Raw genomic sequence first — 22160 nt, forward strand, 5'->3', positions numbered from 1 at the left:
CCACAATCAACCCGAACAGGTCAGGCTGCGCCTAAACGCGTAGCCACTGCTATGGATGCCTGGTCGTAGATACCGGAAAGTGCACGCAATGCATTGGCGAGAGCCGGCAGTCTTTCTGGAGCGAGGTTCAGCTGTTTCAATGAACTGACCAGGCATTGTTTGCGGTTGGCAGTCGCCTGGTTAACAACGCCGCGGCCGAACGTTCAGCGATACGGAGAGAAGTCATGAAACTGAATTGTGATCTGGGGGAGAGCTTCGGCGCCTGGACTATGGGTATGGACGCGGAAGTGATGCCATTAATTGATCAGGCCAACATCGCCTGTGGCTTTCATGCCTCAGATCCACTGACCATGGCCAAAACCGTGCGTATGGCCAGTGAACATGGGGTCCAGATCGGAGCGCACCCAGCCTATCCGGATCTGGTGGGTTTTGGCCGACGTTCGATACCCTGCGCACCCGATGAACTCCATGCCCTGTTGCTGTATCAGGTTGGTGCACTGGATGCTCTATGCAAAGCGCAAGGTACACGGGTGCGGTACCTAAAACCCCATGGCGCATTGTATAACGATATGATGCGCGATCCTGCCATTTTGGAAGTTGTGCTCAAGGCCGGTCGAGATTATGACCAACTGCCGGTGATGATTGCAGCCAATGTGCGCAGGGCGGACCATGAGCACCTGGCGGCTTCTTTGGGCGTTGAATTGTTATTCGAAGTTTTTGCTGACCGGGCTTATGACGATGCAGGCAATCTTGTGCCGCGATCAATCGCTGGCAGCGTCCTGCATCAACAAGAGGCTATCGTCGCCCAGGCCTTATCATTTGCCCGTGACGGCGGTGTTAGAACTTTGAACGGTGACTGGCTCGACCTGAAGGCCGATACCCTCTGCATACACGGTGATAACGACAGTTCGGTGGCCGCTGCGACAGCGGTGCGCGATGCCTTGAGAGCACTGTAATGCGGGTGAGGGCTGTGTCTGAAAATGCAGTTCTGATTGAATTCGGACAACAGATCGATGAAGCCCTGATACCCGTCATAGCGGCCGCGATGAATACCTTGAGGAAGCAACTGGCTTCCGTCGTGATCGACTTTATCCCGTCCTACACCACGCTGCTGTGCATTTACGATCACAACCAGGTCGACAGCAGTTGGATGGTTGATTCGGTGCAGCGCCTGGTCGACACGTTGGCGTCTGACGCCGGGGTGGTGACGTCAGGAAAACTGGTCGAGATACCGGTCTGGTATGACCCCTGTGTCGGTTACGATCTCGAAGCGCTGGCTGACAGCAAAGCCATGACCATCAGGGATCTGATTGAGCTGCACACCGGCCGGGAATATCAGGTGTTTGCCATCGGTTTTAGCCCGGGTTTTGCCTTTCTTGGCCGGTTGGATGAGCGCATCGCCACACCTCGCCATAACACGCCGCGCAAGTCAGTAGCTCGCGGCAGTGTTGGCATTGCCGATGCCCAAACGGCGGTATACCCGCTTGCCTCACCCGGCGGTTGGAACATCATTGGCCGCACGCCACAAGCCATGTTTGATGCGTCAGTCACGGACCGTCAGGCGTCGTTGCTGTCAGTGGGCGACCGGGTTCGGTTTGTACCCATCGACCAGGCGGAATTTCGAGCCCAGGGAGGTCAACCCGATGACTGACCTGACCGTACGTAAACCCGGGTGGCAAACAACCATTCAGGACACCGGTCGCCGTGGCTACTTTCGTCAGGGGTTGTCGGAAGGTGGCGCACTCGATGAGCATGCCTACCATTGGGCCAATAAGTTACTCAACAATGAGCCGGCTGCGGCCTGTCTTGAGATCCTGCTGGGCAAGTTTGAAGCAGAGTTTAGCGATGATACCGTCATCGCCGTTACCGGCGCAGACATTCCGGTTGCGCTCAATGGCCGGACCTTGTTGACGTGGTGCAGTCACCGGGTAAAGCGTGGCGATGTGATACGGTTTGGTCAGGCCCGGAGCGGGCTAAGAGTCTATTTGGGTGTGGCTGGTGGCTGGCAAACCCCTCGCCTGTTTGGCAGCCGGTCTGTGGTGATGCGGGAGCAACTTGGCGGGCTGGACGGCGGGCCACTGAAGCAGGGTGACCGGCTCGCGTACCATCCGATTGACAATTTGGCGTTGCGCTGTGTTCCACCCTGTTATCGGCCGGATTACCGGAAAAAGTTGAAGGTCAAGGTGATACCCGGTTACCAGTTCGAACAGTTCAGCGTGGTCGCCAGGCGCACCTTTGAGACTGCTGAATACACCATCAGCAACGACATCAGTCGCATGGGGTACAAACTGACTGGCCCGGTTGTAGCGGCACAATCAACCAAACTTGCGTCGGAAGGTATTGCCTACGGGTCGGTGCAGGTTCCTCCAGACGGACAACCCATTGTATTGCTCAAAGATCGGCAGACCATTGGCGGTTACCCCAAAATCGGTTGTGTGGCCAGTTTGGATTGCGCGCGCCTGAGTCAGTGCAGCCCGGGGACACCGGTCAGCTTCGAGTTCTGTGATGTCGATCAGGTTCAGGCTGAACGTCGCTTGTTTGACCGGTTTTTCAATGTGAGCCAGTGAGTCGATGACGCTCGCATTGTTGCGGGGCCTTGACGTCTCTGTAACCCCTGCTTCTTGTTTCGTGATATGTGCGACACAGCGACTCTTTTTTCAAATGAATTGATTAGTATAGAAATCGGTCAATAAACGCGTAGTTTTGGATTGCTTCACCTTGTCTACTATAAAATAAAAGGTGTTGCATAATGCGCTCGATCACAGTGTTAAGTCGATTGTCTGTTTTTGCCCTCAGTGTCAGTTTACTACCTGTGCAGGTAGGTGCAGGTACAGTTTCCATTGCGACCGTAGGCAATGGCGATATGGAACGTATGAAAACCCTATCCAGGCACTTTGAACGAGATAATCCCGGAACCGTATTGGTGTGGGAAGTGGTGAATGAGTCAGTGTTGCGGCTCATGCAATCCCGAGACAGTAAACGGGATACACCTCGTTTTGATGTGTACACCGTAGGCATACTGGAGGCCTCTTTGTGGGGCCAGTCGGGACGACTCGATGCAGTACCTGATGGCCTGGCCGGGTCCCTGGCTGAGCACGGTTGGATCCCGGAGGTAATAAGAGGCTTTCAAGTCAATGATCGCTACTTCGGTTTGCCCTTCTATGGCGAAAGTTCCATCACCTATTATCGCAAGGATGTGTTTGAACGTTTGGGACTGAATATGCCTGATCGGCCGCAATGGTCAGATATTGAGTCACTGTTATCCAGAATGTCCCGCGCTACTGATGGAGCCAGAGGCCGAATCTGCCTGAGAGGGAAGTCTGGCTGGGGTGAGAACATGGCGTTGTTTTCAACCATGGTTAATAGCTTCGGTGGACGCTGGTTTGACTTGAAATGGCAGTCAACCATTCATTCTCAGCAATGGATGAATGCCATCGAGTTTTATCTGGAATTACAGACCCGTTATGGTTTGGAAACCCCCTGGGAAAATGGCTACAGTGAGAGTCTTTCTGCCTTTTCCAACGGCGATTGCGACATCTGGGTAGATTCTACAGCGGCGGGTGGTGCACTTGCAGCCAGTGAGCATTATCGCAATATTGGTTATCGACAGGCACCTTATCAGGAGACACAAACTGGCGCTAACTGGTTGTGGGCCTGGGGCTTTTCCGTACCGGACCGATCGTCTGTTAAAGATGAAGCCTGGCGGTTTATTGAGTGGGCTACGTCGGAGGAATATCAGCAATTGGTTGCCCGGGAATATGGCATTCAATTTGTGCCACCCGGAACCCGACATGCACTTTACGAAAACCCGGATTATCTCCGTTATGCGTCCTTCGCCGCGCCCACGATAGAAGCCATTCAAAGCACCGACTTCGACAATTCCTCAGTGCAACCCATACCCTACCGCGGCGTCCAGTTTGTTCAGTCGGAAGAATTTCAGCAGGTTGGAAATCATGTTGGCGGGCTATTGGCCAGAGCGCTAGAGGATTACAGTGACGGGGTAGATCCAGACCTGGATGATCTACTGGCATCCGCCGAAGAATTTTCAAATGCCGCTCATCGTATTGCCCGCTATCTGACGGAGCGAGGCATTGATACTTACGAGTGAGATGTATGATGGCATACGAAACCCATTCCAATGGGTGGGTCAGGAAACCCGCCTTTTCACGGCGGGTCAGTTCCTGAATTTCATGACCATGGAATCGAGCTCGCCTGCCATAGCGCTTAGGCGGGTGCTGTTGTCCGTTGATGTTTGCGCCGAGGTTTCCGCGAGGCGAGCGTTATCGGTCACCTGGTTAACTTGCAAGCGGATTGCGCTGATGCTTTGATCTTGTTGGTCGGCGATCTCGGATACCTGATCACTCAGTTCCCGGATGGTATTAATTCTGGCTTTGAAATCGTGGATGGCGGCATCAGCTTTGGTCGATACCTGGCAGCTTTCAGTGATTTTCACGCTGCTGTGTTGTAGCGAGGAAGAAAGGTCACTGAACGCTGTGACAAGCCCGTCTATGGTCTGTTGGATTTGAGCTGTAGACTCTGACGTTCGGCTTGCCAGCATCCGGACTTCATCGGCCACAACGGCAAACCCCCGTCCCTGTTCGCCGGCACGCGCGGCTTCTATGGCGGCATTGAGCGCGAGCAGGTTGGTTTGTTCGGCAATGCCCTCGATCGTTTTCGAGATCACTTCGACCCCTTTCATGTCGCTGTTTAGCCGCTCAATGGTGCCAGTGGCTTCCCGAAAGGCGACGCTCAGGCTGTCCATTGCCTCGGTGTTTTCACGAATATCACGGGCCGTTGTGGTAATTTCGTCATGCGCTGTGATGGCGACCTGCCGACCTTTCCCTGTCAGGTCAACCACGCTGCGCACTGCCGATTCCATTTGCTGGACGGCTGAGAGGATGTGAGTTGTCTCCTGGGTCTGCTCTCTGGATGCGGTGCTGACGGAGGCATTTAGCTGCTTGCTCTGAAGCGCCGAATCAGTGATGTCGTGTGCCTTGGTTTTCAGATCGGTGATCATGGCACTTAACGCTGCGCGTACCGCTTCTACCGCTGTTATCAGGTCGCCCATTTCGTCACGGTGCCGGGACTCGACGCTGTTGCTCAGGTCGCCGGTCGACAGTGACTTCAACGCAACTTTCAAGGTTGCCATAGGTGCCTTTATGCTTTTAATGATCAGCCACAATACGAGACTGATGGTCAGTATGATGGCGGCCAGGCCGAACCCGATCAGTTGAGTACCGAGCGTCAGGCTCGCATCCACCCGGTCGGCGACATTGGTGGCATATTGCTGGGAAAAGTTGTTCAGTGTCGACAAAGAAGCTCTAACGCTGTTTTGGGCGTTTCGAATGTCTTGTGAACTGAGCGCAGCGGCTTGTTGGTAGCCGAGCAGTACTTCACGGCTTTCCAGCAGTCCCGATTCATTGACTTTGGGCTCTAATGAATCGGTTTCCGTTCCGTTTACCAGTGTTTGTATTTGAACGGTAATCGACTGCGCTAATTGCATAAAAGGCCTGGATGACGGGTCATTCATGGCCATGGTTGTGAAGCTGAAAAACAAGTTCTGGTGGCCTTGTTGCCAGGCTTCAAATCGTTGTGCAAGGTCGGGGAGCTGGTCGGTGTGGGTTGCCAGGCTGACATCTTTGAGCAAAAGCAGACCGCTGAGGAATGACGCGTAGAATTCATTGGCGACTGCCAGCGCATAATCATCGGCCAGTGACAGTGAAAAATCTTCAAAGGCCGTTGCCAAACCTGTTCTAACGTCGTTAGATTCAAGCACTAAATCGCTATAACGGCGTTCAAATTCCAGACTGCGGGCTTTACCGTCGGTAAGGCGATTCACGGTCGAAAAAATCTGCCTCAACACACCGCGCAACGTTTCCAGAGCAGCTTGCTCGTTGCGGGTGTTGGGCAACGAATCCAGCCTGAGCTGTAAGGCATTTAACTCTGTTTCGAGGTTTGCCTGGTGTTCTTCCAATCGGGTGTCCAGCTCTGCCAGACGAGTGTCTGACTCGGCATTGATCGCTACTTGAAAGTCTTCAGCCACGCGTGCAGTAAGCAAGTCTATCCGATTTGTGATGCGAGCAATGGGCGTCGCAGACTCGGTAAGCAGGGTGAGTTCGTCAATCGTCGATGTCGCATTGCGCACACTGATGGCTGAAGTTGCAACGACGAATAGGATTACGATGATGAACCCAAGGCTGATGCGCCCGACGATACTGAGTGCCGGTATGGTATTGATCATGAATGCTCACCACCGTGTTTTTACCGCCCGGAATGTGAGCGGTGATATTATTGTTGTATTGTTAAAGAGTATGCTGAATGAACGGCTTTGACCTGTACGAAAAAGACGGCTTTCAATACAAAGTTAAGCTTTGGTGGGGTGTGAGCCCTCCGGGTAAAAAAGCAGCTGTTTAGCTTGAATTGGTGGAGGTGAAGCAGTAGCCTTGTGATGTCTTGTCGGAGTGCCGGGGTAACCCCCCTGGCTGAGATCGCACTAGCGGGATCCGTTGAACCTGATCGAGTTCGTACTCGCGAAGGAAACAAGGGGACTACCAGCCTTGGGGCCACGCCCTGGAGGCCATGAATCCACCGGATTCCGGTATTTCCAATTCAAGCCGGGCTTACCAGGTTTGAATGCTTGTTCGGGTGTGTTTTGGCAGACAGCAGACCCGGGCGTCTGTTGTCTTTTTTGGCCAATACCTTGTTTGCACCCCCCAGCTCCCCTGCGTTCGCTCCGTCGCTTTTGCGAGGAACGATCGAAATGACTGTAACGACTACCACCAAGCCCCACCCGAAAAGTCAGGCTGACAGCGCTGTTCTTGGCGAGCGCGTACAGCAACTGAAAACCGATGCGGTTGCCGCCTTCCCAAATTCAGAGCGCCTTTACCTGGTCGGTTCAAGACCGGATATTCGTGTTGGCATGCGCGCTATTCACTTGTCCGACACCCGGGTAGGCGGCACCGCGAAAGCGCCGCAATGGCGTGCCAACGAGCCGGTGACTGTCTATGACACCTCAGGCCCCTACACCGACCCAAATGCCGACATTGACCTGCGTCGCGGGCTGGTGGCGATGCGCGAGCCCTGGATTGAAGCACGTGGCGATACGCAATGGCAGGAGGCTTTGGGGTCGGACTTCGCCCGTCAGCGTGCGCAAGACCCGTCACTGGCGGCATTGCGATTCACCCGGGAACGCTTGGCGCGCCGGGCGAAACCGGGGCGCAATGTCACCCAGATGCATTACGCCCGCCAGGGCATTGTCACCCCGGAAATGGAATACATCGCGATCCGGGAAAACCTCGGTCGCGAACGGCTTCAGGATCAGACACTGGCGCACCAGCACCGGGGCGAGGCTTTTGGCGCGGCCATTCCCACACACATCACGCCGGAGTTTGTGCGTGACGAGGTGGCCCGGGGGCGGGCCATCATCCCGTGCAACGTCAATCACCCGGAAGCCGAGCCGATGATCATTGGCCGCAACTTTCTGGTGAAGGTGAACGCCAATATTGGCAATTCCGCCGTGACTTCGGGCATTGAAGAAGAGGTCGATAAGTTGGTCTGGGCCACTCGCTGGGGTGCCGATACCGTGATGGACCTGTCGACCGGTGCCAACATTCATGAAACGCGTGAGTGGATACTGCGTAACTCGCCTGTTCCGATTGGTACGGTGCCGTTGTACCAGGCGCTTGAAAAAGTCGGGGGCATTGCTGAAGATCTGACCTGGGAGATATACCGCGATACCCTCATTGAGCAAGCCGAACAGGGCGTCGATTATTTCACCATCCACGCGGGCCTGCGCCTGCACCATGTACCCATGACTGTTGATCGGGTGACGGGCATTGTCAGTCGGGGTGGCTCGATCATGGCCAAGTGGTGTCTGGCGCACCACAAAGAGAGTTTTCTCTATACCCATTTTGAAGACATCTGCGCCATTATGAAGGCCTATGACGTGTCGTTTTCATTGGGTGACGGCTTGCGCCCCGGATCGATTGCCGATGCGAATGACGCCGCTCAGTTTGCCGAACTGGAAACCTTGGGTGAGCTGACCCAAATCGCCTGGAAGCACGATGTGCAAACCCTGATTGAGGGCCCGGGCCATGTGCCCATGCATCTGATTAAAGAGAACATGGACAAGCAGCTTGAATGCTGTGACGAGGCGCCGTTTTACACTCTGGGCCCGCTCACAACAGATATTTCGCCAGGCTACGATCATTTCTCTTCGGGCATTGGTGCCGCCATGATCGGCTGGTTTGGCTGCGCCATGCTGTGTTACGTGACGCCGAAGGAACACCTGGGGCTGCCGGACCGGGATGACGTTAAGCAAGGGTTGATTACCTATAAAATCGCCGCGCATGCCGCGGATCTGGCCAAAGGCCACCCCGGTGCCCAGATACGCGATAACGCCATGAGCCGGGCGCGGTTTGAGTTTCGCTGGGAAGACCAGTTCAATCTGGCGCTGGATCCGGACACGGCTCGTGCGTTTCACGACCAGACCCTGCCCAAAGAGGGCCATAAAGTGGCGCATTTTTGCTCCATGTGCGGGCCCAAATTCTGCTCGATGAAAATTAGCCAGGAAGTGCGCGATACGGTGGCCGCCGACAGAGCCGAGGCAGAACGGATTCCGCTATATACCGATGCCGAAGCCGGTATGGCACAGAAATCGGCGGAATTTCGCGACGGGGGCGCTCGGCTCTATTCACCTGTAGAGGGCGTCGGCGATGAGTGATCAGCGTCCAATTGTGTGGAGCATTGCTGGCAGTGACAGTGGCGGTGGTGCGGGTATTCAGGCCGACGTGTTGAGCATCACGGCCCTGGGCGGGCATGCCGCTACGGTGATTACCTCTGTGACGGCGCAGAACAGCCTGGGCCTGGTAATGGCAGAACCGGTTTCGCTCGCCGTATTCCGGGCCCAATTGTCGGCATTGGCCGACGATATGCCGCCCGTGGCGATTAAGATCGGATTGCTGGCCAGCGTAGAGCAGATTGATTATCTGATTCAGCAATTGCCGCTCTGGCGAGATCGCTGGCCCGGGCTGGCTGTGGTGCTGGATCCTGTAGCCGTTGCCACCAGTGGCGATGCATTGACCGATCGCGCTGTTTTTGCGTCATTGCACCGTTTGTTGCCATTGGTCGATCTGGTAACGCCCAATCTGCCTGAATTGCACTGGCTCACCGGGTGTGAACGCAGGGCGGAGACCGAGCAGGTAGCCGCCCATCGATTGCATCAGGATACCGGCGCGGCTGTGTTGCTCAAAGGAGGCCACGACCCGTCAACAGAGTCGGTAACCGATCGGTGCTTTGCCCATAGCGGGCACTGGCAACTGCAACAACCGCGGTTAAACACACCTCATACGCATGGCACCGGCTGCACCCTGAGCAGTGCCTGGGCCGCGGCCCGTGCGCAGGGCTATGACCTGATGGACGCCGTTGCCATTGCCAATGCCTTCGTACACGATGGCTTGCAGCGAGCCTACGCCACCGGGCAAGGGGCAGGCACCCTGGTGCGTGAATCTGTTGAAGACCTGACAACGCTGACCTTTGCCGACATCCTACAGGCCAGCGATGTCTCGGTTTCAAACCCTCCTTTTGCGAAGCTAACCCATACACCTGGAGTCTACCCGGTGGTCAGTGATGTCGCTCTACTGGAAACCCTGCTGGCAGCAGGGGCCGGGACTGTCCAGTTGCGCCTCAAGACGCTGGATACGGAGCGCCTGGCGGCTCAGATTCACCAGGCTGTCGAACTGGGTGAGCGTTACCAGGCCCAGGTGTTCATTAACGATCACTGGGCACTGGCGCTGGAGTTCGGCGCTTACGGTGTGCACCTTGGCCAGGAAGATCTGGCGGGTGCAGATTTGGCCGCCCTGCAGCGCGCGGGCACGCGTCTGGGTATCTCAACGCACGGTTATGCAGAGCTGCGCCGGGCACAGCGATTGCGCCCGAGTTACATCGCCCTGGGCCACGTGTTTCCAACCCAAACGAAGGAGATGCCGAGTCAGCCTCAGGGATTGGGCCGACTGGCTCAATACCAGCGGCTGGTTGGTGAACATTGCCCGACCGTGGCCATTGGTGGCATCAAAGCCCGACATCTTGAAAGCCTGGCAGCTTGCGGAGTATCCGGTGTCGCGATGGTGACCGCTATTACCGAGGCGGAATCGCCACCGCAAGCCTGGCGCGACCTGAATCGCCAATGGCAGAGCCTGGTTGGGGGTGAGTCATGAAGGTGCTGTGTAACGGTGACTGGCTGGACATCGACACCGGGGCGATGCTGGAGGAAGCCTTGTCGAGCTATGTGAATGCGCAGCAAGCGCATGCGCTCACGGGCCTGGCGGTGGCCTGCAATGGCGAGGTCATACCCCGCCCGCAATGGTCGCGCCGGCCCCTGGTCGAAGGCGATCAACTCGATCTTTTTTATGCTGTGGCCGGAGGATGACCATGCTAACCATTGCCAACACCCCCTTTGTATCGCGATTGCTCACCGGCACCGGCAAGTTCAGCCGTTCCTCAATCATGCTCGACGCTCTGGCCAGCAGCGGAACGGAGCTGGTGACTCTGGCGTTACGGCGCCTGGACCGGCGCGACCGGGATACCATTTTCGAACCCTTGCACGCAGCCGGTTATCGGCTGTTGCCGAATACGTCCGGTGCGCGAACAGCCGAAGAGGCTGTGCAGGCTGCGCAATTGACCCGTGAGGCCATGGGGACACCCTGGCTAAAACTGGAAATTCACCCGGATCCGCGCTATCTGCTGCCTGATCCGGTTGAAACCCTGAAAGCGGCCGAACGACTGGTAGAGATGGGCTTTATTGTGCTGCCTTACGTGCATGCCGACCCGGTGCTGTGCAAACGACTGGAAGAGGCAGGCTGTGCGGCCGTTATGCCATTGGCGGCGCCCATTGGTTCGAATCAGGGGCTGGTCACCGGAAGGTTTCTCGACATTATCATCGAGCAGTCTCAGGTGCCCGTCATTGTCGATGCCGGGCTGGGCGCACCTTCTCAGGCGGCTGAAGCCATGGAGCGAGGGGCCGATGCGGTTCTGGTTAATACGGCCATCGCGACGGCAACTGATCCGGTGGGAATGGCCGCAGCCTTCAGAGCGGCCGTTGAGGCGGGCTTTCAAGCGCGGCAGGCCGGATTGGCTGTCTCGGGCGGGGGGGCTTCGGCGACCAGTCCGCTGACCACCTTTCTTGATGTCGGGAGGCCTGTTGATGTCGATTCATGAACCGGTTCAGTTACCCGACTGGCAAACAGCCGGGTTGTCATTGTACGCCAAAACGGAAGCAGACGTTGAGCGGGCCCTGGCCCGTTCGCAGCGCAGCATCGAAGACTTTATGGCGCTGGTCAGCCCGGCTGCAAGGCCTTATCTGGAGGTCATGGCGCAACGGAGTCACCAGTTGACGGTACAGCGTTTTGGCCGCACTCAGCAGCTGTTTGCGCCACTCTACGTCAGTAATGCCTGTGCCAATGAGTGCGACTATTGTGGTTTTTCAATGAGCAACCGGGTTCGCCGTAAGGTGTTGAACGACAGTGAACTGGCACGGGAGGCAGATTTCCTCAAACGCCAGGGGTTCGAACATCTGTTGCTGGTGGCGGGCGAAGCGCCGCGTGTGGCAGGGGTTGAGTACTTTGAGCGGGCACTGCGGCAGTTGGGTCCGACTGTCGCGCAAATCAGTCTTGAGGTACAGCCCATGGCGACTGAAGAATACCGGCGCTTGCACCGGGCCGGTCTGCACGCCGTGCTGGTCTACCAGGAAACCTATCATCGACCGACCTATCGATCCCATCACACCCGGGGCAATAAAGCTGATTACGACCAGCGCTTGGCGGCCCTTGGGCGAGCTGGCGATGCCGGTATTCATCGACTTGGGTTGGGCGTATTGCTGGGGCTGGCAGACTGGCGCCTGGACAGCCTGATGGCAGCCTACCACCTGCGTTACCTGGAGCGTCGCTGCTGGCGTAGCCGGTTTTCCATGTCATTCCCCCGGCTGCGACCGGCCGAGGGGGGTTTTCAAGCACCTCACCCGCTGTCGGATGCCGATCTGGTGCAGCTGATCTGCGCCTGGCGTTTATTCAGTCCGGAACTTGAGCTGAGTCTGTCTACCCGGGAGCCCGCTTCGCTGCGCGAACATCTGCTGCCTCTGGGTGTGACAAGCCTGAGCGCGGGCTCTTCAACCCGACCAGGTGGCTACGCGGTTGAGCCGGAAATCGCGTTGGAACAGTTCAGTATTGACGACAATCGCTCCCTAAAGGATGTTGTTGCCGCTGTTCAACGGTTAGACTACCAACCGGTATGGAAAGACTGGGACCCGCACCTACATGTGGAGTTATGGTGATTTCTGGTGTATGGAAACAGGCTGATGAGGTGGCGTATCCTGCTGGTTGATCTCGACCAAGATCACAACCAACAGAGGACGATACGCCATGACCAAGTCTAACCTGCACGCTCTTTCACAACCAGAGTCTGAACACGATCCGTTACACGACCTGATACGTCAGGGTGCCCGCAAGCTGATTGCTGAAGCGGTTGATACCGAGCTGGCGGCGTTGTTGGCGCAGTGCGCTGATAAGAAAACCCCTGAGGGTCAGCAGGCGGTGGTCCGTAATGGGCACCTGCCAGAACGTACGATCCAGACCGGCGTCGGCGATATTCCGGTTCAGGTGCCCAAGGTGCGTGACCGCAATGGGTCTGGCATCAAGTTCAACAGCCAGCTGTTGCCGCCGTATCTCAAGCGCGCCAAGAGCCTTGATGAGCTGATTCCCTGGCTCTACCTGCGCGGGGTATCGTCTGGCGACTTTCAAGAGGCGTTGACGGCGCTAGTGGGCGAACAGGCCGACGGCCTGTCTGCCAATACTGTCTCCCGGCTGAAAGCCCGTTGGCTGGACGAACATAAGGCTTGGCAACGCCAGGACCTGAGCCAGAAGCGCTACGTGTACTGGTGGGCCGATGGTGTCTACAGCAAGGTCCGCATGGATAGCCGGCTGTGCCTGCTGGTCATTGTCGGGGTCACCGAACATGGCCGCAAAGAGTTGGTGGCGGTGGAAGACGGCCACCGGGAGTCCGAAGCCAGCTGGCTGGAGTTGCTGCGGGACCTGAAGCACCGCAACCTGGGCGGCGCTCCGAAACTCGCTGTGGGCGACGGGGCTCTGGGCTTCTGGAACGCCCTGAGCAAGGCGTTCCCGGAGACGGTGCATCAACGCTGCTGGGTCCACAAAACGGCCAACGTGCTGGATAAGCTGCCCAAGTCGATGCAGCCCAAAGTCAAGTCCGCCCTGCATGACGTCTATGGGGCGCCGAGTCGTGCCGAAGCCCAGGCGGCGTTTGACAACACGCTGACCCGCTTTGGCGACAAGTACCCCAAGGCCATGGACTGCCTGCGCAAGGACCGAGAAGAGCTGCTGGCGTTTTACGACTTCCCGGCGGCGCATTGGATACACCTGAGGACCACGAACCCGATTGAATCGACGTTCGCGACCGTGCGTCTGAGAACGAAGAAAACCCGAGGCTGTGGCTCCAGGGAAACCACCCTGGCCATGGTCTTCAAACTGATGCAAACGGCTCAGAATAATTGGAAGCGCATCAAGGGCTTTCAGCTCCTGGAACTGGTGATCAACAACGTCCAGTTTCGGGACGGAGAGCAAGTAAAAGATCAATCAGACAGGAACGCTGCCTGATGGGTCATACACCACATTTGACAATATCTCCTACATGTGTCAGGATGAGTAAAAGTTCCGCTTTCCGGTTTGCCACAGTGCCATTCCTTGCCTTTACTTCAGGGACCTGTTGTCCAACAAGGGGCGAGGGCACTTGGCATTCAAAGATGTCAATTTGCATGATGGAGTAACCATGTCGACACCCGTTCTGATCTGTGACGATTCAAGTTTTGCCCGAAAACAGGTGCAGCGTGCCCTGCCGCCCGACTGGGATGTGGATGTCACCTTTGCCGGTAATGGTGAAGAGGGGTTGTCGGCCATCAATGCCGGTAAAGGCGATGTGGTGTTTCTCGACTTAACCATGCCGGTGATGGATGGGTTCGAGGTGCTGGAGGCCATCAAGAAGCAAGATTTGCCTTGCCTGGTTGTGGTGATTTCAGGCGATATACAACCAGAAGCCATGGCACGCGTGAAAAAATTGGGTGCGGTCGATTTTATCAAAAAACCAGTGGATGCCCAGCGGTTGCAGCAAGTGCTGACCGACTTCGGCATCTATGCGGGGTGAACGGATGAGCACCGAGCATCTCGATGAGGAAATGCGCGATGTGTTTCAGGAAATCGCCAACGTGGCCATGGGTCGGGCCGCGGATTTGCTGGCCCGGCTGCTGAACAACTATGTGGTTTTGCCCATACCCGTTGTGAACCTGCTGGAGCGCAATGAACTGAAAATGGCGTTGTCTTCGCTCAAATCAGTCGATTCGGTGAGTGCTGTGTGCCAGGGGTTTGTTGGTTCCCGGATTTCCGGTGAAGCACTGCTGATTTTCAATGACACCAGTTTTCAGGACATTGCTGAACTGACCGAGTTCAAGGGTGATATCACACCGGATATAGAGCTCGAACTGTTGATGGACATTGCCAATATACTGATTGGCGCTTGCCTGAAAGGGTTAACCGAACAACTGGACGTTTCATTCAGCCAGGGCCAGCCAGTGTTGCTTGGGCAGCACTTGAATCTACAGGATCTGATAAACAATCAGACCGGAAACTGGAAGCGGGCCCTGACCATTGAAATTCCGTATCGCCTTGAGAGCCGCAACGTCGACTGTGACTTACTGCTGTTGTTTACCGAAGACAGCCTCGCAGTGCTCGAGAGTAAAGTCCGTTTTATGCTGGAGTAACCATGTCCTCACCTCGCGAGTCGGTAAATGATTTCCATTGGTTGATCGAGGTACTGCAGACCATCGACGTCGGTATGCTGGTGGTCGACCTGGACTATAAGGTGATGGCCTGGAATGGGTTTATGGAAAACCACAGTGGCATCTCGCCTCAGGACGCCCTGGGCAAAAACCTCTTTGAGGTTTTTCCGGACATTCCACAGCACTGGTTTGAGCACAAGGCGAGAACCGTTATTGAGTTGCGAAACCGGGCGTTTACCACCTGGGAGCAGCGGCCCTATGTGTTTCGGTTCAAGAATAACCGGCCTATAACGGGCACTTCCGAGTTCATGTATCAGAACTGTACCTTTATTCCTGTAGCGGATACGCAGGGCGAGGTGAACAGTTTGTGCATCATCGTCTACGACGTCAGTGATGTCGCGGTGAGCAAGATCGAATTGCAAAAAGCCAACAAGCGACTGAAAGAGTTTTCCCGCAAAGACGGTCTGACCGGCCTGTTCAATCGTGGATACTGGGAGCACCAGTTGCTGCAGGAGTTCAAACGACAACAGCGGGCCCAGCAACCGACCTCGCTGATTATGATGGATATCGATCATTTCAAAGCGGTGAATGACACCCATGGCCATACGATTGGTGACGACGTGATTCGCATGGTCGCCTCGGTTATTCGGGACACGCTGCGAACTACGGATGTGGCAGGGCGTTATGGTGGTGAGGAGTTTGCAGTGATACTGCCGGATACCACCGGTGAAGACGCGGTGACGCTCGCCGAACGACTGCGCGTTCATGTTGAAGAGCAGGTGTTAGCGTCTGAAGAAGCGAACTTGCAGGTCACCATAAGCCTCGGTGTGGCCAGCTGGAATCCGGAATTGTCAACGCATTCTGAATGGATCAGCCTGGCGGATCAGGCGCTTTATCAATCGAAAGATCTCGGCCGTAACCGGGTCAGCCTGGCGTAACCGGGGTCAGCATCTGGGTTCGCCTTCGCATGACTACCTGCCAGTGCGGTGGCAGCCAGCCGTTGTGGTAATACTCGGCGAAGCGGTCGTCCACAAGCCAGATATCCCCGTGATCGGTTTCAGTGCGCACACAGCGTCCGGCCGCCTGCAAAACCTTGTGCAGGCCGGGGTAGCGGTAAGCAAAGTCGAAACCGGGCTGGCCCTGGCGCTCAAGAGCGTGACGGATTCGATTGTTGAACTCGTTTACCTGGGGCAGGCCAGGTCCGACGACCATGACTCCGGTGAGGGCATCACCGGGGAGGTCGATACCCTCACCCAAGACACCACCCAATGGAGCCATCACCATTAAGCCCTGCTCAGTGCGCAACCGGTCGAGCAGGGCCAACCGCTCCAACAAGGTCGCGTCGCGTGTCGGGGCCAGCACGGTTGGGTCGTCGGCAAAGGCGTCGAACACACCTGACATCTGCTGATAGCTGGAGAAGAACACCAGTGCATTGCCCCGGGTCTGGGTGCGGAACTGCTGGACCAGGGGTAACACCGCGTCTTTCAGGCCGGCACGGTCGCGGTACCGGGTGGAAACGTCGGTGATCAGCGTTACAGTGAATTGCTCTGGCTGAAACGGAGAGGGCAGGGCCTGCGGTACGGCGTCTGCCAGACCAGTCATGGTCATGCTGTAGAGCCAGGGGGTCAGAGTGGCACTGAAACCGGCGACTGAGTTGACTAGCTCGTGCTTTTGAGCCAGCAGGCGTGACGGGTTCAGACACAGAACTTCGATGCGCTGGTCGTCGGTCGATGCGCCCTGGCTTCCCTGATATCGCCAGCAGAAATCGTCGGGTTGGGCTAACTCATCGATGCGCACAAAGCGACCGGCTTCGAAAATCAGCCCTTCCCAGGCTGGGCCGGGCTCCCAAAATGGGGCATCACGCAGCAGTCGCGCACTGGCCTGCAGCCAGGCACGCAGGGCCAGCACCAAAGCCTCGGGTCGATGTTCGCTGAGGCCATTCCGATTGTTCAGGCAGCGTTTCAGGGCTTGGCGAACCGGTTTCAGCGCCGCCTGTACATTCGCCGGTGCGGCCTCCTGCAGAGCCGTCAGTGTGCGACCCGACAAGGAGGCGCTGAACATGGCCCGGCCCCGATCAATCAGGTTGTGGCTTTCATCAATCAATACCGCGACCCGGTTGTCTACTTCCCGGAGCAGATACGGCTGGACGGCCGTGGTGTCGTACAGGTAATTCACGTCACCGACCACCAGGTCTGCCCAGACAGCCCAGTCCTGGCTCAGGTAGTAAGGGCAAATCTGATGCTGCTCGCCCAGTTCAATCAGCGCGGTTCGGTCCCAGATGCCTTGTTTCAGAAATGCCGGGCGCAGTGACTGGCGCTTGCTGAAATAACCCCGGGCGTAAGGGCACACCGACCCATCGCAGGGGGTTGAGGGGCTCAGGCACAGGCGCTCTTTGGCCTGTAAATTCAGGGTGACCAGATCGGTTGTTGCCAGCCCCAGGGCGCGAACGCTGTCGAGCACCAGCGGCTGACCGGTGTTTTTCATGGTCAGATAATAAACGCCCTGGTGGTGCCCCGCCCCCAGCGCTTTCAGGCTGGGAAACAGCGCCGCCAGCGTTTTGCCGGTTCCGGTTGGTGCCTCAATCAATGCATTGCGTTTCAGCGCCTGCGCCTTGTAGACGGTCTCGGCCATGCTGCGTTGGGCTGGCCGCATCTGGTTGAAGGGGAATTGAGCCCCGGCCAGCGCCTGATTGCGCTGTTGCCGGTGTTCATGCAGTTGTTGCAGCCAGAGATCGTAACGTGACAGGTGGTCAATGAGTCGGTCGAGCAGGTCCTGGCGGGTCCAATGCTCGTCCTGATGCCATTCCTGTTGTGTCTGGCTGTGGACATAACACAGTCGTACTGTCCAAAGCGTTTGGTTGGGACGTGGCAATGCCCAGAGTGCCGCGTAGAGTTGGGCCTGGCGCTGATTCAGCGCCTGGGCCGATCCGGGTAGCTCATCCGGGGTGATGCGCAGTGATTTGATTTCTTCTATGCCGTCTGACCAGGCGCCGTCTATCCGGCCGCTGAGGGTCAGATCAAAGTCCGGGTGATACCAGTCGAGACTCACCGATTGCTCCGGCCGATAGCCTGGGGCGCGTCGAGCCTGGGTCAACTGATGCGTTTCCCGGCCTTCCAGGGCGCTGGGGCTGGCGCGAAAACTGCTGACCAGGTCTCCGTCGTCCAGGCAAAATTCAGCCAGCGCGCGAACTGAAATGCGAAAAGCGGGCCGCAGCGTCATGAGACGGCATCGTCAGCAGGCGTGTTATCACCAGGGGTAGCGTAGTCGACGTACCAGACTTCGGCGGGAATGCCGTGCTCGTTAAACACCCCGAGCCAGTCTCGCTGGTTGTCCTGAAGGCGGTCGCCGGGGCCCTTTATCTCGATGAAGCGGTAACCTCCCGGGAGAAACTGAAACAGGTCGGGAAAGCCAGATCGATGTCGCTTCAGGTCCAGCCAGAGGTGCTGGAATATTGCGACCCAGTGTGGCCAGGGGACTGCGTCGAAACAGCGCAGCAACACAGACGTATCCAATCCGCCGCTCCAGCCGAAAAAGGGGTTTTGTAAGCCGGTTTTTTCCCGGATGTTCTGCTCCAGGTGCTGACGGGCGGTTTGCCGGGTGAGGGTTTGGTAGAGGTGGAGTCGGTCGGTACCGCGGCGCTGCAAAAAATCCGGCTGATAGATATCGGCCGGGCCGGACTGAAAGGGGTGGTGGAATGCCCCGGGGACGTCGGCGAACCACCAGGACCAGTGCACCAGGGTAAAGATAGCCAGTGGCAACTGGTTTTCGAGCCAGACGGCATCATTGAGATGGGAGCAGGCCAATTGCTCCACACTCATGGCTGCCGCCGGGTGCCATTCAACGCGGTACTCAGCGACAGTGGGCGCTAACACACGCAGCACTGGGCGTTTGAGTTTGCGGGCAAGGCGCGGTTGAAATCGGAGGCCGAAGCGGGCCTCGCTGGCATCCTGCGGGGCATCCAGCACGGGTTGCAGTGCTTCCCAGCACGCCGTGTAGTGTTCCAGTTTGTACAGCAATCGGCAGCGACGTTCGCGAGCCGGCGGTGCATCGTTCGTACCGAACAAGGTCATCGCCCGTGTCCAGTCTCCCGATTGTTCGAGTCGGAAGCCAAGCTGATTCATCAGTCGAAAGGCGCGCTCCTGAACCCGGGGTCGCCAGGTGATGGCCAGGCAAGCGTCCGCCAGGGCGGGCAGTGACTCGTCCGACTTTGTTTCGATTGCCTGATAATACTGTTCCCTCAGGTCCATCAACTGCAGCGTCTGGTTGATATCGGCCGGTTCCTGAAACCAGCGCTGAGCTCGGCCAAGCGGGTAGCGTTCATAACGGAAAACACCAAGGTCCGACAACACAAAATCGGTCAGACTCTGGCGGCCATTTCCAAAGTACATCAGTTGCAATCGACGCAGGGCCGCATCGTGACAGCGGGCGACCAGAGGTTCTGTGATGTGCCAGTAATCCGGTGAGCCCAAGTCAGGAATCCGGGCGGCGTGGTCGAGCAGGGCCGCCTTGCTCAATCGCGGGTCCGGGTTCCAGGGCCAGTGCTTCAGGTCGGCGAGGGTCAGTAGCCGAACGATCTGTGCAGCCGTGAGGTCGGGTGCCGGATCGAGCAAACCGGCCTCAATCAGTTCAGCAACAGCCGGACCGATGGCGCCCACGTCCGGGTAGGCCAGCCTGTTGACTCTGAACACCGGCCCTTTGCGGATGTATAAGCGGACCAGCAGGCGTGCAGCGGTTGTGCTCAACTGCCTGAATTGCGCCAAAAAAGCCTGATCGGTCGGATCCAGCAAGTCAGAATAGCGCTCTCCGACGGTACTGACCAATTGCAGGAAATTGTCGAGATAGTAGCCTTCGGGCAGGTCGATAGGCTCAGTCATGGACATGTTGGAATCACCCGGGCTGACTGAGAAATGTTTCCAGGATAAGTTGGGCAGCCAGGCTATCGATGTCTGCCTGACGGGCCCGGTTCAAGCTGGCTCCCTGCAACCCGAGGTGATTGCGGGCTTCCCGGCTGCTCAGTCGTTCATCCACGGCTTCGGCGGGCAGACCATAGCGTCCGTGCAGGCGTTTGCGAAACTTGTTAGCCCGGGTCCCCATCTCGCTATCGCTACCGTCCATATTGTAGGGAATGCCGACGGCGAAACCGACCGGGCGCCACTCGGTAACGAGCTGGTCGATGAGTTGCCAGTCGGGAATACCATCCCGGGCACGTAAGGTGGTGATGCCAGTGGCCGTGGCAGTAATGGTCTGCCCGGCCGCGACCCCGATCCAGGCCAGACCAAAATCAAATCCAAGCCACTGACCGGCTGGCCGGGTCACGAGGCTTCCCGCGCAAACTGATTGTCGGTACGAAACTGCCAGGTACGAATGATTTCCAACTGATCATATTCCTGCGCCATCTCGATACTGAACGGCTCGAATGGGGCTGCCATAAGTACGATGCGTTTGGCCGCCTGGTCCAGCAAGGCGTGTCCCGAACTCTGAGTGACTTCCACCGAGGCCAGGCTGCCATCGGCGCGCATCTTAACCGCCAGCCGAACACTGCCCGACAATCGCTCCTGGCGCGCCGCCTGGGGGTAGTTCTGGTTGCCCACCCGTTCAACTTCTTCCAACCAGTTGAAGACATAGGCCGCGTCCAGTGAGCGACGCGCTGATACCGCCGTCAGGGTTCTGACCCTGGGCCGCTTGGCGTAGGTCTGGCGGCTTTCGTCGAGCATGGCGCGCAGAGTGGCCACATCGTTGATTTGGCTGATCAGCAGAGGATCGTTACTGGCCAGTTCTTCCACCGGCGGGGCTTCTTCTTCTGCCCGGTCCAGAGCTGAGCGGCTGGCCTCGGTCTGAGTGGTCAGAATGCGTTTCCGGGCAGCCTCCAGTTCAGCAAAATTCAATTGTTGCACTTCGGGAGTGGTACGAAAGACCTTGTTGTCTTCGATATCGGCTTGTTCAGTAGAGGTCAGTTTCGCCGCTTCATCCAGCGTTCCGCTGCCTACCTGGTCCGCATCGGCCAGAAAATCGGCTTCTTCCAGCGGCGTAGGCTCACTGCGACTGTGCTGGGCGAGGGTAACATCCAGCGTCGGCGGAATGGAGCGGGCTTCAGGTGCCGAGAACCCAACACCAAAAATCAGCAAGGCGTGCAAGCCAAGCGCCAGAAACAGCGTAAAGCTGAGTCGATCGACGGCGCCTACGCTGGCAGCGGTAGACATCAGACCGCTCCCCGTTTCCGGGCAATGAGGTCCATCAGCTTGCCGCCAATGTTTGTGTCATAAGCCGCGTCTATCTCGCGAATGCAGGTTGGGCTGGTCACGTTGATTTCAGTCAAATAGTCGCCAATGACATCGAGACCGACAAACAGCAGTCCACGCTTCTTAAGCTCGGGCCCGACCTGGGCGGCAATCCAACGGTCCCGTTCGGTCAGTGGCTGTGCCCGGCCTTTGCCACCAGCGGCGAGGTTGCCACGGGTCTCGCCTTTTGCCGGCAGGCGCGCCAGGCAGTAGTCGACGGGTTCTCCGTCGATCATCAGAATGCGTTTGTCGCCATCCTTGATTTCAGGCAAGTATTTCTGGGCCATGGTCTGCGTTTTACCGTGTTCAGTCAGGGTTTCAATAATGACGGATACGTTGGAGTCATCGGGTTTCAGTCGAAAAATGGAACTGCCGCCCATGCCGTCCAGCGGCTTGAAAATGACGTCGCCGTGTTCTGCGTGAAACGCTTTCAGCAACTGGGCGCTGCGCGTAACCAGGTGAGGTGGCGAGCAGTCCGGAAAGGCGGTTGCGAATAACTTTTCGTTACAGTCGCGCAAAGCCTGCGGTTTGTTAACAATCAGTGTGCCTTCTTGCTCGGCACGTTCCAGCAGGTAGGTAGCATAGGTGTATTCATTGTCGAACGGCGGATCCTTGCGCATCAGGATAACATCCAGATCGGCCAGTGGGGCGGCTTTGACTGGCCCAAGCTCATAAAAGTGATCTGGTTCACGAAATACGGTTAAGGGTCGCATCAGGGCCCTGGCCTGGCTGTTGTCCAGAAAAAGGTCTGCCGGAGTCATGTAAAACAGCTCCCAACCCCGGTCCTGTGCGGCCCAGAGCATGGCGAGTGAGCTGTCTTTTTTGTAGGTGACGGTCTCTATGGGGTCCATCACGATGCCAATCGTTAATTTCATGTCTAGCCTCGGGTTATCATTGGCTGGTATGGTAATAGATGATTGGTATAGCAAAAACAACTTTCTTTACAGCCGTTTATAGCGGATAGCTAGTGCCCGTCCAGAAAGGGCGATTTTTCAGAAAGATGCCAACGTCCTCCATTGGTCGTCGGATCCGCTTGGTGGTAA

Annotated in this window: 19 protein-coding genes and 1 riboswitch; of the genes, 13 read left to right on the forward strand and 6 right to left on the reverse strand. The window is 57.1% G+C overall.

The genetic code is table 11. The features are described 5' to 3' along the window. Positions 1–224: 224 nt before the first annotated feature. From G565_RS0114855 to G565_RS0114870, 4 genes are all read left to right on the forward strand, one after another. Complete coding sequence (locus G565_RS0114855) at positions 225–956, forward strand: 5-oxoprolinase subunit PxpA (protein ID WP_028671607.1); 732 nt, start codon at positions 225–227, stop codon at positions 954–956. Next, on the forward strand, positions 956–1651 hold the full coding sequence (pxpB, locus tag G565_RS0114860) for a 5-oxoprolinase subunit PxpB (RefSeq protein WP_028671608.1): 696 nt from the start codon (positions 956–958) through the stop codon (positions 1649–1651). Before G565_RS0114855 ends, pxpB begins: the two co-directional genes overlap by 1 nt. Further along, a complete protein-coding gene (locus G565_RS0114865) occupies positions 1644–2567 on the forward strand; it encodes a 5-oxoprolinase subunit C family protein (protein WP_028671609.1) in 924 nt (307 codons plus the stop codon). The genes pxpB and G565_RS0114865 overlap by 8 nt, the downstream gene beginning before the upstream one ends. 182 nt (positions 2568–2749) lie before the next feature. After that, positions 2750–4108: an ABC transporter substrate-binding protein gene (locus G565_RS0114870; protein WP_037339529.1), complete on the forward strand. Its 1359-nt coding sequence runs from the start codon at positions 2750–2752 to the stop codon at positions 4106–4108. A gap of 66 nt (positions 4109–4174) precedes the next feature. Here G565_RS0114870 and G565_RS0114875 read toward each other — a convergent pair whose 3' ends face one another. Then, on the reverse strand, positions 4175–6241 hold the full coding sequence (locus G565_RS0114875) for a HAMP domain-containing methyl-accepting chemotaxis protein (RefSeq protein ID WP_028671611.1): 2067 nt from the start codon (positions 6239–6241) through the stop codon (positions 4175–4177). Between the two features lie 206 nt (positions 6242–6447). Continuing rightward, a riboswitch (TPP riboswitch) is annotated at positions 6448–6556 on the forward strand. Between the two features lie 204 nt (positions 6557–6760). Between G565_RS0114875 and thiC the strand changes: the two genes are divergently transcribed. The 9 genes from thiC (at position 6761) to G565_RS0114925 (ending at position 15777) form a co-directional block, all read left to right on the forward strand. Further along, positions 6761–8722, forward strand: a complete 1962-nt coding sequence (gene thiC / locus G565_RS24340; RefSeq protein WP_051207983.1) for a phosphomethylpyrimidine synthase ThiC — start codon at positions 6761–6763, stop codon at positions 8720–8722. Further along, entirely contained in the window at positions 8715–10214 is a 1500-nt protein-coding gene (gene thiE, locus G565_RS0114890; protein WP_028671612.1) for a thiamine phosphate synthase, read from the forward strand. The genes thiC and thiE overlap by 8 nt, the downstream gene beginning before the upstream one ends. After that, a complete protein-coding gene (gene thiS, locus G565_RS0114895; protein WP_028671613.1) occupies positions 10211–10426 on the forward strand; it encodes a sulfur carrier protein ThiS in 216 nt (71 codons plus the stop codon). Before thiE ends, thiS begins: the two co-directional genes overlap by 4 nt. 2 nt (positions 10427–10428) lie before the next feature. Further along, positions 10429–11214 carry a thiazole synthase gene (locus G565_RS0114900; protein ID WP_028671614.1) on the forward strand — a complete coding sequence of 262 codons (786 nt, stop codon included), beginning with the start codon at positions 10429–10431 and terminating at the stop codon, positions 11212–11214. After that, positions 11201–12325 (forward strand): 2-iminoacetate synthase ThiH, encoded by a 1125-nt coding sequence (gene thiH / locus G565_RS0114905; protein WP_028671615.1) that lies wholly within the window; start codon positions 11201–11203, stop codon positions 12323–12325. Before G565_RS0114900 ends, thiH begins: the two co-directional genes overlap by 14 nt. 88 nt (positions 12326–12413) lie before the next feature. Further along, the gene (locus G565_RS0114910) at positions 12414–13664 is read left to right on the forward strand and encodes an IS256 family transposase (RefSeq protein ID WP_028671616.1); all 1251 of its coding nucleotides are present in this window, start codon (positions 12414–12416) and stop codon (positions 13662–13664) included. Between the two features lie 172 nt (positions 13665–13836). Continuing rightward, entirely contained in the window at positions 13837–14208 is a 372-nt protein-coding gene (locus tag G565_RS27240) for a response regulator (protein WP_028671617.1), read from the forward strand. Between the two features lie 4 nt (positions 14209–14212). After that, positions 14213–14821 (forward strand): hypothetical protein, encoded by a 609-nt coding sequence (locus G565_RS27245; RefSeq protein ID WP_037339534.1) that lies wholly within the window; start codon positions 14213–14215, stop codon positions 14819–14821. Between the two features lie 2 nt (positions 14822–14823). Next, entirely contained in the window at positions 14824–15777 is a 954-nt protein-coding gene (locus tag G565_RS0114925; RefSeq protein ID WP_028671619.1) for a GGDEF domain-containing protein, read from the forward strand. Here the strand turns inward: G565_RS0114925 and G565_RS0114930 are convergent. Genes G565_RS0114930 through gshB form a run of 5 tightly spaced genes read right to left on the reverse strand, consistent with a single transcriptional unit; the run spans position 15764 to position 21992 of the window. Next, complete coding sequence (locus G565_RS0114930; RefSeq protein ID WP_028671620.1) at positions 15764–18058, reverse strand: ATP-dependent DNA helicase; 2295 nt, start codon at positions 18056–18058, stop codon at positions 15764–15766. The two genes, G565_RS0114925 and G565_RS0114930, sit on opposite strands and share 14 nt — an antisense overlap. Continuing rightward, positions 18055–19719: a VRR-NUC domain-containing protein gene (locus tag G565_RS0114935; RefSeq protein WP_028671621.1), complete on the reverse strand. Its 1665-nt coding sequence runs from the start codon at positions 19717–19719 to the stop codon at positions 18055–18057. The genes G565_RS0114930 and G565_RS0114935 overlap by 4 nt, the downstream gene beginning before the upstream one ends. Positions 19720–19726: 7 nt before the next feature. Beyond that, complete coding sequence (gene ruvX, locus G565_RS0114940) at positions 19727–20155, reverse strand: Holliday junction resolvase RuvX (protein WP_028671622.1); 429 nt, start codon at positions 20153–20155, stop codon at positions 19727–19729. Further along, the gene (locus G565_RS0114945; RefSeq protein ID WP_037339538.1) at positions 20152–21039 is read right to left on the reverse strand and encodes an energy transducer TonB; all 888 of its coding nucleotides are present in this window, start codon (positions 21037–21039) and stop codon (positions 20152–20154) included. Before G565_RS0114945 ends, ruvX begins: the two co-directional genes overlap by 4 nt. Then, complete coding sequence (gene gshB, locus G565_RS0114950; RefSeq protein ID WP_028671624.1) at positions 21039–21992, reverse strand: glutathione synthase; 954 nt, start codon at positions 21990–21992, stop codon at positions 21039–21041. The genes G565_RS0114945 and gshB overlap by 1 nt, the downstream gene beginning before the upstream one ends. Between the last annotated feature and the right edge of the window lie 168 nt (positions 21993–22160).

It is taken from the genome of Saccharospirillum impatiens DSM 12546 (assembly GCF_000423605.1).
In the GTDB taxonomy this organism is placed as follows: domain Bacteria; phylum Pseudomonadota; class Gammaproteobacteria; order Pseudomonadales; family Natronospirillaceae; genus Saccharospirillum; species Saccharospirillum impatiens.

What these genes read in the sequence shown, in the direction of transcription:
- G565_RS0114855 (WP_028671607.1), top strand. Translation starts at nt 225, where the DNA reads ATGAAACTGAATTGTGATCTGGGGGAGAGCTTCGGCGCCTGGACTATG.
- pxpB (WP_028671608.1), top strand. Translation starts at nt 956, where the DNA reads ATGCGGGTGAGGGCTGTGTCTGAAAATGCAGTTCTGATTGAATTCGGA.
- G565_RS0114865 (WP_028671609.1), top strand. Translation starts at nt 1,644, where the DNA reads ATGACTGACCTGACCGTACGTAAACCCGGGTGGCAAACAACCATTCAG.
- G565_RS0114870 (WP_037339529.1), top strand. Translation starts at nt 2,750, where the DNA reads ATGCGCTCGATCACAGTGTTAAGTCGATTGTCTGTTTTTGCCCTCAGT.
- G565_RS0114875 (WP_028671611.1), bottom strand. Translation starts at nt 6,241, where the DNA reads ATGATCAATACCATACCGGCACTCAGTATCGTCGGGCGCATCAGCCTT.
- thiC (WP_051207983.1), top strand. Translation starts at nt 6,761, where the DNA reads ATGACTGTAACGACTACCACCAAGCCCCACCCGAAAAGTCAGGCTGAC.
- thiE (WP_028671612.1), top strand. Translation starts at nt 8,715, where the DNA reads ATGAGTGATCAGCGTCCAATTGTGTGGAGCATTGCTGGCAGTGACAGT.
- thiS (WP_028671613.1), top strand. Translation starts at nt 10,211, where the DNA reads ATGAAGGTGCTGTGTAACGGTGACTGGCTGGACATCGACACCGGGGCG.
- G565_RS0114900 (WP_028671614.1), top strand. Translation starts at nt 10,429, where the DNA reads ATGCTAACCATTGCCAACACCCCCTTTGTATCGCGATTGCTCACCGGC.
- thiH (WP_028671615.1), top strand. Translation starts at nt 11,201, where the DNA reads ATGTCGATTCATGAACCGGTTCAGTTACCCGACTGGCAAACAGCCGGG.
- G565_RS0114910 (WP_028671616.1), top strand. Translation starts at nt 12,414, where the DNA reads ATGACCAAGTCTAACCTGCACGCTCTTTCACAACCAGAGTCTGAACAC.
- G565_RS27240 (WP_028671617.1), top strand. Translation starts at nt 13,837, where the DNA reads ATGTCGACACCCGTTCTGATCTGTGACGATTCAAGTTTTGCCCGAAAA.
- G565_RS27245 (WP_037339534.1), top strand. Translation starts at nt 14,213, where the DNA reads ATGAGCACCGAGCATCTCGATGAGGAAATGCGCGATGTGTTTCAGGAA.
- G565_RS0114925 (WP_028671619.1), top strand. Translation starts at nt 14,824, where the DNA reads ATGTCCTCACCTCGCGAGTCGGTAAATGATTTCCATTGGTTGATCGAG.
- G565_RS0114930 (WP_028671620.1), bottom strand. Translation starts at nt 18,058, where the DNA reads ATGACGCTGCGGCCCGCTTTTCGCATTTCAGTTCGCGCGCTGGCTGAA.
- G565_RS0114935 (WP_028671621.1), bottom strand. Translation starts at nt 19,719, where the DNA reads ATGTCCATGACTGAGCCTATCGACCTGCCCGAAGGCTACTATCTCGAC.
- G565_RS0114945 (WP_037339538.1), bottom strand. Translation starts at nt 21,039, where the DNA reads ATGTCTACCGCTGCCAGCGTAGGCGCCGTCGATCGACTCAGCTTTACG.
- gshB (WP_028671624.1), bottom strand. Translation starts at nt 21,992, where the DNA reads ATGAAATTAACGATTGGCATCGTGATGGACCCCATAGAGACCGTCACC.